Genomic DNA, 8,116 nt, shown 5'->3' with positions numbered 1-8,116 from the left:
CTTATATACCAATAAAAATGTCTTTACTTCTCTATCTATTTTTATGGGTATACGATTCTTATAATAAAACGAGTTTCGATTATGGTGAAAAGGCAGTATTTGTTTTTGGAGTTTTTATAGCATATACATTTATAAGAGTTATAGCAGAATTTATTTCATTTAATGGTCGCACAAATATGAGTGACGTTTATTCCATTAATGAACACGTAAACAATAAAATAAAAAATTCAATAAAAAAATTCGTCATACACGAAGACGGCATTTACGAAAAAAAATGGAAATTACAAGATAATGGAATGTTTGAGCAAGAAGAAGAACCTTTGATTAATCCATTAGAACTGTATTATTCACTACTAACATACATGAGTATTTTAAAAGCAATAGGATCCTATTCTTCAACGGAATTGCACGCTGAGTTAGAATTATTACTAGAATCAGTTGAAAAATCTTTAAGCGGTTATGAGTTAAATAATCAGTTGTATGTACTTAAAGATTAAATCATAGGCCATACTCAATCTGGGTATGGTTTTTTCCCCACCAGCTGGGGAAAGCATATTCTAGAAAATTCGGACCTTCTGATTCAAGAGGTCCGAAAATAAAGGGGGGTTAAATTTGACCCTCCTTTAGTATGGTTTTTTTGTTACCCCTACCCTACAATACAGACATAGAGAGAGTTAAGGAGTGATCCAGGTGAAAGGTCATTTTTATAAGCCTCATTGTAAGTGTCCAGGTAAACAGAGTAAGAAGTGCAAGTGTGGAGCTAAGTGGTCGTATATGCTAGACCTGGGGAAGAAACCGGATGGATCGCGGAATCAGAAGAAAAAAGGTGGGTTTGATACTAAGGATGATGCCGAAGCAGCAGCAGCAATAATACTTTCCGAATTCGCTCAAGGGACATTTGTCCAAGAGTCGAATATTCTATTTAAAGACTTTACTGAAAAGTGGCTAGAACATTATAAGATCGTCAAGAAGATAAAGCCGCCTACCTTAAGGAATCGCAATTATGAGATCAAAAAACTTAATAAGTACTTCGCACATTGCAAAATGAAATCTATTACAGGTACAATGTACCAAGACGCGCTCAACGACCTTTTTATACGAGGGAAATCTACGAAAAAAGGTAACGAGATAATATACAGTGGCTTGGGACAAAATACAATTGATGGCATACATGTTGCAGCCAATATGATTTTCGCATGGGCTGTAGAGAAAAAAATCATTAAAGAAGATCCCACTGAATATGCTCATGTCCCGCGTAAAAAACAGACTGTTGAGGAATTAGAAAAAAAGGAGGAAGTATTCAATTACCTAGAAAAAGAAGAGCTGTCACTATTTTTGGAAACAGCCAGGACGAAGGGATTAGAACGTGATTATGTAATATTCATGATGCTGGCCTATACCGGCATGCGTGTAGGTGAACTGTGTGCGCTGAAGTGGAAGGACATTAATTTCACTGATAAACGTATCAGCATTACAAAGACGCTCTATAATCCGAGTAACAATGTGGTCAGATATGAGTTACTAACACCAAAAACGTCAAGCTCAAATCGCATCATTGAAATAGATGATGACTTAATAAAAGTGTTGGAAGAACATCGATCATTGCAGAATGAAATTAAAATGAAATACAGAAACGTATACAAAGATAATGATTTTGTCATAGCTAAGATGATTTCAAATCATGGAGCGCCTGAAAATTTAAACTTCATCCAACACCGAACGGCAAGGATACTTAAACTTGCTAATCTCAATCCAAGTATCACACCACATAAATTTAGGCATACACATGTGTCGCTGCTTGCTGAACTTGATATAAGCCTTGAAGAGATTATGGAACGACTTGGACATCAAAATGATGGCGTGACCAAACAGGTATATTTACACGTCACTAAGGCCCGTAAAAAAGAAGCTCCTCGCCGGTTTTCGGAGATGATGAGAAGCCTCTAAAACAGCAAAATGTTACCTAAATGTTACCCCAGTATGTTGAACACTCAGAAAACCCCTTATACATCAAGGGATATCGCACCTTTTCACATCATGATAAAAAAGATGTGATCAAGAAACTAACTTTATGGATGGTGGAATATGTTTAAGAACAAAAAATCGGCACTTGTCCTGCTCGCTCTCGTCATTGTCATGGCTCTTGCTGTCTCAGCCTGCAGCAATAATAAGGACAAGAACAGCAGTCCCAAGGAAACCTCCGGCGGTGCAAAGGTTGCTACGGATGGGGGAACGAAATCCCTGGAGCAGACGTTTTATATTTATGATACTGTCGTGAATATCAAGGTGTTCGGCGACAAGGCAGAACAGAAAAATATGGATGACATTCAGCAAATGCTGGAGCGCATGGATAAAGAGTTCAGCCGGACTAAAGAAGGTGGAGAACTATATGCCGTGAATAAAGCTGCTGGTAAAGAAGCCGTTGTTGTCTCCGATGAAACGCTGGATATTGTCAAGCAGTCGCTGAAATATGCCGAAAAAATGAACGGGCTGTTCGATCCGACCATCGGTCCGCTTGTAGATCTCTGGAATATCGGCAGCGGCGGAGAATCGGTTCCACCTCAGGCGGATATCGACAAAGCCAAAGCCTTGACCAACTTTAAAGATGTAATTGTGGACGATGCCGCGAAGACGGTTAAGCTGGCCAAAGAAGGCATGGTGCTGGATATGGGCGGGATCGGCAAAGGGTATGCAGCCGACCGGATTGCAGATTATTTGAAAAAGCAGGGTCTGGACAGCGCGATGATCAACCTTGGGGGCAGCAGCATTATTGCCCTGGGCAACAAGCCTAACGGCACTCCATGGAACATTGGTCTGCAGGACCCTGACCAGAGCCGGGGTACGCAGCTGGGAACCATTAAGATTTCTGACGAAGTCATCGACGCTTCTGGTGTATACGAACGTTTCTTCATACAGGATGGTGTGCGTTATCATCACATTCTTGATCCGCGTACTGGCTTCCCATCCCAGAACGGGCTGAAAAGCATTACGATTATGAGCCCCAATGCAACGGATGCGGATGCCCTGTCCACCGGGGTGTTTCTCATGGGTCTGAAGGACGGCATGAAATATCTTGAGTCGCTGCCGGAAAAAATCGATGCCTTCTTCATCACGGACGACAACAAGATTTACGCGACCTCGGGACTGCGGGATCGATTGCAGCTGACTGATCCTACGTACACTTTTGCCAATTAAATATCACCTGTTAGTAGAATCAGCAGATAACAGCAAAAGCGGCAGAGCCTGGGCTCCGCCGCTTTCTTTTTGCTGCGTATAGTATAAGGATGGGGATTCAAATCAATGGAAGCTCGCTGAATTCCCGGTAACTGGTGAAAATATGGCTTGGCTTATGCTCCGTTCCCGGCTGACGGCCGCGGGGATTATACCAGCACACCTTCCAGCCTGCCGCAAGCGCACCAACCACATCATTATCCCACGTATCTCCTACGTAGAGTGAATGCTCGGCCGTTGTCCCTGTTACCTTATTCACATGGGCAAAAATTGCCGGGTCTGGCTTAGCCAGTCCAACCGCATCCGAGATAAAGATCATATTCTCAGGGATCAGCTTGTCTACGCCGAGTCCGCGCAGCTTGCTCATCTGATGGTCCTGCGGGCCGTTCGTAATGATGCCTACGTTGTGGCCGAGGGAGATGAACCGCTGAAGCTGCTCAGCCGCGCCCTCAATCATCTTAATACTGTACTGTCGGCCGATATAGGCTGCCTGTATCTTCACCGCCTGTTCGCGTTCCAGTTCTATGCCATATTCCGCAAAAGCCAGCTCCAGCCGCCGCACCCGCGTTTCTTCTAACGCAAGCTCGCCCCGCAGATACTTCGGCCAGAGCAAATCACTATGATGTCTTACCTTGTAGAAGAGATCCGCATAGATCAAATAGGTCTCGTCCGGCTGCAGTACCTCGCGCACCGCCTCCCGGAAAGGAACCAGATGGTCGTACAGTGTATCATCCAGATCAAAAAATATGGCTAGCTTCCCATTGCTGTTATCCACGTTAACGCTCCTAACTTTCTTTTCACAAATGTAATTATTCCTTAGAATCGTAGAAAATATGGCGTGCGCTGATTTTGCCTTCTTCAATATCGAGGAGGCCGAAAGAGTATTGTTTCTCCCGCCGCTTGTCTGTAGGTGATCCGGGATTGAACAGCAGTATCTCACCCTCCTGCCGCAGCAGCGGCTGGTGCGAATGGCCGAAGAGAATGCAGTCTACCTGCTCTCCTTCAAAAGCAAGCAGCGCATTGCCGTCGGTTCCCTTGCGCGAATAGGGGGCATGTCCATGAATCATTCCGATCCGCTTGCCTTCGAGCGTAACGACCTTGCGCTCCCCGAACCGCTTGATTATCTCTCCTCCGTCGTTATTGCCGGCGATCCCCTCCACCGGGGCCAGCTCTGCCAGAAGATCATAAATCTCCAGCGACACCCAATCGCCCAGATGGAGAATGATATCCACCTTGCTGAATTCCTCCATAAGTACGGATGGCAGCCCCTTGGCTCTGCTTGAGAGATGCGTATCCGATACCACTCCTACCTTCATCTGCTTCAGCTCCTAATCTGCGAAACCTAATTTTCAGATAATTGTACGATCTGTAGGATCGAGAAGCAAGTACAGCAGTTACAGTGAGGATTTCATAAAGTGCAGAAACGGCTTATATCAACTGTTCATTTCCCCCGGTCCCGCCAGTTCCATAGACGCACTTCCCCAATACGGATATGGCTGACCCAGGGTTCCTCTTTTAGCTTTAACAATTCCTTTACCGGTCCGGTGACAACAGCTCCATAGAGCTGAACTCCGTGCTTCTGCAGATAGTTGAGCGCTCCGTCCAATTGGAGGAATGGGGCAGCATTACGGGCTAGTGTTTTATGCTGCTGCAGAAGCTGCAGCGTCTTGATGAAGTTTTCGTCCCGCAGTTTGCCATCCCCGTAGGATTCAACGGACGGATACGCTATACTTCTGGAGCTCACGCTGCTGAACCAGCCTGTCTTTTCCTTGGATTCCTGCAGAACCTTCGCATCAGACTCATGCCACATGGGCATGTAAGGGAACCCGAGTGGAGCAGTGGCAACCACGCTTCCGGACATCGGGCCGATATCGGCAGCAAACCACACAGGCAGCAGATTCAGCGGTTCAAGCTTTTTCAGCAGCGTATCTGTAGTGAACAATTGATCGAAAGACAAGTAGGCTTCGGCCACTGTGCCTTCGGGAAGCTTTTGCAGCTTTAGCCACTCTGCACGGTCATCCACTCCCCCGCCGGAGCCCGCTGCCTTATCCGGGTAATAGAAATAATAATTCCCGGCGTTCCTCATATCCGTCCAATTCATCATACCTGGACCGGACAACCCGAAAAGATAATTCTGCGTATATTCCCCGGCATCCACCTGCTCCCCGCCGATTTGCTTCTGCAGCCTTCCAGATAACTCCATTCTAAAAAGGTTCTTAACGTTTGCACTCAGATTTACTATCGTATTGGGCCGGGAGACGGCTATGGCGGAGGAGACAACATCACGGTAGATGTCTGTCCGGTCACCTGTGCTATAGAATAGTGTAGTAATTATGGTACTAATGATCATAAAAGCCAGAAGTGCCGCGAGCACGGTAAACGTATTTACAATCCGCGCCTTCCATTTACCCCGGCGGATAATTTTTTTGGCCTTGCCTGGCGGCGGAGCTGACTGAGGGGAAAGGGTTTCTTTTCGCCACCCGGGTGGCTGATCCTCCTGCTCCATCTGCTCCTCCAGATAGACCTGGTATGCCTCCAGCTTCTCCAGCTCGTGCTCCATTTCTTTGCGTTCTGCTTCCGGCAGCTTGCCTTCACTGTATTTCCGCAGCTTCTCCTTGAACTCCTCACTCATCGCCGTTCCTCCTCCACTCCACTTCACGCAGCGTTTGTCTGGCGCGGAATACGAGTATTTTGTATTGGGACAGTCCGATCGCCATGATCTCTGACGCTTCAAAATAAGACATTCCATGCACTTCATGCAGCAAAAGCGCATGACGCTGCCTCTCCGGAAGCTGGTCTACAGACAATGCTACCTCCTCCAAACGTTCCTGACGAAGCAGCGTTCCCTCCGTAGTATCCGGGTGGACCAGCTTATTGAAATAATCCGCATCTGTAATGATGCTCCTCTTCGCTTTACGCATATCATCCACAAAAGCATTGTACGCAACACGGAACAGCCAGGGCTTTATCTTATCTTCCGGGCAGTTTTCCAGGTACAGATAGGCACGGTAAAAGGTCTCCTGCATCAGATCCTCGGCAAGGTGATGATCATGACAAAGGGAGCGCAAATAGATGTATATATCCTGAACATAGATCTGATACAGCTCATCCAGCGAATTCGGCTCCATTCCCTCCCCCCTTACCCTATCCACGTATGAATTCGCCAAAAGTTACATTTTCGCCTCCATATCAGGAAAAATCATCCTAAAGACTAAAGGGGCGAAGACCGGGGATCTTGTTGGAATAAGTGGTTTTGGGAACGATATCATTTGATTCACCATCGCTTTTCTAGGAGAATAAGGTTGGCAGCATGAGGTTCAGCATATCCAAACCGCATGAACGAGGCATCTGAGAGATTACCGGCTAGCTCAGTGTCATCTGCCAAGCGAAGTTCGATGCTATTAATGCGTAGTGTCAAGATGTCTGAACGGTCGAAGGGCACCACATGATGAGGTCTAGGAGGATTGACATTTCTATGGAAAGCAACAGATTTAAGGTCTTGGGCGAATTTCTGAAGTCCCGCAGGGAACGCCTTCAGCCTGAACAAGCCGGGGATTCCGAATTCGTTCGGCCGTAGGAGAACTCCGGGGCTTCGGAGGGAAGAGGTTTCCATACTAGCCGGAGTGAGTGTCACTTATTATACATGGCTGGAGCAAGGGCGGGAGGTGGCGGCTTCCAAGGAAGTTATTGAAAGCATCGGAAGGGCGCTTCAATTATCCCCGGATGAACGGCTGCATTTGCTCCAATTGTGGAGTTCGGAGAAGCCCGATGTGCCTCCTCCGGGGACGGATAGTGTAAATTCCGAGTGGCAAGACATTATCGACCAAGTGCCTTACCCGGCTTTTATCGCCAATGACAGAACGGAAGTGCTCGCGTGGAACCGGGCGGCTTGTGAGATCATCGCCGACTTTCAGTCGATGTCCGACCAGGAACGCGTCCTCATAAGGATATTCTTCATGAACCCGTATTTCCGCAATCATATTTTGAACTGGGGAGAATTTGCATCATACTCCATGGCGGTGTTTCGCTCGTATTACGATCGTCATACAGGTGACGCTTGGTTCAGGGATACGGTCGAACGTTTGGCAGAAGAATGCGAGGAATTCGGCACCCTGTGGCGGCTGCACGACATCCAGCAGAAAAAGGCGAGCCGGTTCATCCTGAACCACCATCGGGCAGGCGAGCTGGCGTTTGAAATCAACACCTTCGTCAGACTGAACGGCAATACGGACCTTCATTTCTGTATCTATACGCCTGTCACGGGTACGCCTACAAAGCACAAATTAAAGGAATTTCTTGAAGCGGCCTTGCCCCTGATGACAGCTACGCTGGTACTACCCCAAACTGTTGTAGTTATAATTTATTAAATAATTTGAAATGACTTGCTTGTTTTCATGCCACCATAATATCGGCACTTCCCCAACTTTATTAAAGCCTAATTTACTAGCCAACTGGTTAGATGCATTATTGCCAGAATCACAATCCCAATAAGGAATTAACTTACGTTGCCTACTTTGTTTAATAAATTCCTGACACAGAGTAAGAGCCAAACCTTGTTTCCTGTAATCTGAAAGTGTAATTATGTCTGGTTCAATATACCCTCCACCCAAATAGAAGGTGTTACATGCGCTTACAAAACCAGATTCATTCAAAAAACAGTAACCAAATGCTCTTTCAAGATATACCTCCGCTGAATCCCAAAGCAAGGCATACGAATCATCAATTTCCTTTACATATCTTTCATATAACTTCTCATTAATTCTCGTTAAAGGGAATGCTCCAGATTGAACATGTTGTTCATCAGGGGCTGTTGTAGTGTCACTAAAAATATAATGGGTTCTTCTTAGCTCTACTGTATTGTCATTCAATGGGGCTTTAATAATAG

9 protein-coding genes are annotated in these 8,116 nt (G+C 46.1%); 4 read left to right on the top strand and 5 right to left on the bottom strand.

Annotated elements, in window-relative coordinates; all coding sequences use genetic code 11:
• From A3842_RS32400 to A3842_RS05955, 3 genes are all read left to right on the top strand, one after another.
• Nucleotides 1-497, top strand: a 497-nt coding sequence (locus tag A3842_RS32400) for a hypothetical protein (RefSeq protein ID WP_178382302.1), incomplete at its 5' end; no start/stop codon positions are given.
• A gap of 277 nt (nucleotides 498-774) precedes the next feature.
• Nucleotides 775-1,947 (top strand): tyrosine-type recombinase/integrase, encoded by a 1,173-nt coding sequence (locus A3842_RS05960; protein WP_256701541.1) that lies wholly within the window; start codon nucleotides 775-777, stop codon nucleotides 1,945-1,947.
• Nucleotides 1,948-2,085: 138 nt separating this feature from the next.
• The gene (locus A3842_RS05955; protein WP_074100764.1) at nucleotides 2,086-3,195 is read left to right on the top strand and encodes an FAD:protein FMN transferase; all 1,110 of its coding nucleotides are present in this window, start codon (nucleotides 2,086-2,088) and stop codon (nucleotides 3,193-3,195) included.
• A gap of 97 nt (nucleotides 3,196-3,292) precedes the next feature.
• Here the strand turns inward: A3842_RS05955 and A3842_RS05950 are convergent, their stop codons facing one another.
• From A3842_RS05950 to A3842_RS05935, 4 genes are all read right to left on the bottom strand, one after another.
• Nucleotides 3,293-4,006, bottom strand: coding sequence for an HAD family hydrolase (locus A3842_RS05950; protein ID WP_074100763.1), 714 nt, complete (start codon nucleotides 4,004-4,006; stop codon nucleotides 3,293-3,295).
• 34 nt (nucleotides 4,007-4,040) lie between these two features.
• A complete protein-coding gene (locus A3842_RS05945; RefSeq protein ID WP_074100762.1) occupies nucleotides 4,041-4,547 on the bottom strand; it encodes a metallophosphoesterase family protein in 507 nt (168 codons plus the stop codon).
• Between the two features lie 125 nt (nucleotides 4,548-4,672).
• Nucleotides 4,673-5,863 (bottom strand): anti-sigma factor, encoded by a 1,191-nt coding sequence (locus A3842_RS05940; RefSeq protein ID WP_074100761.1) that lies wholly within the window; start codon nucleotides 5,861-5,863, stop codon nucleotides 4,673-4,675.
• Nucleotides 5,856-6,359 (bottom strand): sigma-70 family RNA polymerase sigma factor, encoded by a 504-nt coding sequence (locus tag A3842_RS05935; RefSeq protein WP_074100760.1) that lies wholly within the window; start codon nucleotides 6,357-6,359, stop codon nucleotides 5,856-5,858. Before A3842_RS05935 ends, A3842_RS05940 begins: the two co-directional genes overlap by 8 nt.
• Before the next feature lie 495 nt (nucleotides 6,360-6,854).
• On the opposite strand from A3842_RS05935, the gene A3842_RS05930 reads away from it, so the two are divergent.
• The gene (locus A3842_RS05930; protein ID WP_256701539.1) at nucleotides 6,855-7,598 is read left to right on the top strand and encodes a helix-turn-helix transcriptional regulator; all 744 of its coding nucleotides are present in this window, start codon (nucleotides 6,855-6,857) and stop codon (nucleotides 7,596-7,598) included.
• On the opposite strand, the gene A3842_RS05925 is transcribed toward A3842_RS05930, so the two are convergent.
• A partial coding sequence (locus A3842_RS05925; RefSeq protein ID WP_178382301.1) for a GNAT family N-acetyltransferase occupies nucleotides 7,566-8,116 on the bottom strand: 551 nt, incomplete at its 5' end. The genes A3842_RS05930 and A3842_RS05925 overlap by 33 nt on opposite strands.

Origin of the sequence: Paenibacillus sp. P3E, from assembly GCF_001909045.1 — a bacterium.
Taxonomy (GTDB): domain Bacteria; phylum Bacillota; class Bacilli; order Paenibacillales; family Paenibacillaceae; genus Paenibacillus_AQ; species Paenibacillus_AQ helianthi.
Note: the sequence above shows the minus strand (reverse complement) of the source record. Positions and strands in the feature narration are given on the sequence as shown.

Bases quoted from the DNA above. Each gene is read 5' to 3' on its own strand.
- A3842_RS05960 (WP_256701541.1), top strand. From the start codon at position 775: ATGCTAGACCTGGGGAAGAAACCGGATGGATCGCGGAATCAGAAGAAA.
- A3842_RS05955 (WP_074100764.1), top strand. From the start codon at position 2,086: ATGTTTAAGAACAAAAAATCGGCACTTGTCCTGCTCGCTCTCGTCATT.
- A3842_RS05945 (WP_074100762.1), bottom strand. From the start codon at position 4,547: ATGAAGGTAGGAGTGGTATCGGATACGCATCTCTCAAGCAGAGCCAAG.
- A3842_RS05940 (WP_074100761.1), bottom strand. From the start codon at position 5,863: ATGAGTGAGGAGTTCAAGGAGAAGCTGCGGAAATACAGTGAAGGCAAG.
- A3842_RS05935 (WP_074100760.1), bottom strand. From the start codon at position 6,359: ATGGAGCCGAATTCGCTGGATGAGCTGTATCAGATCTATGTTCAGGAT.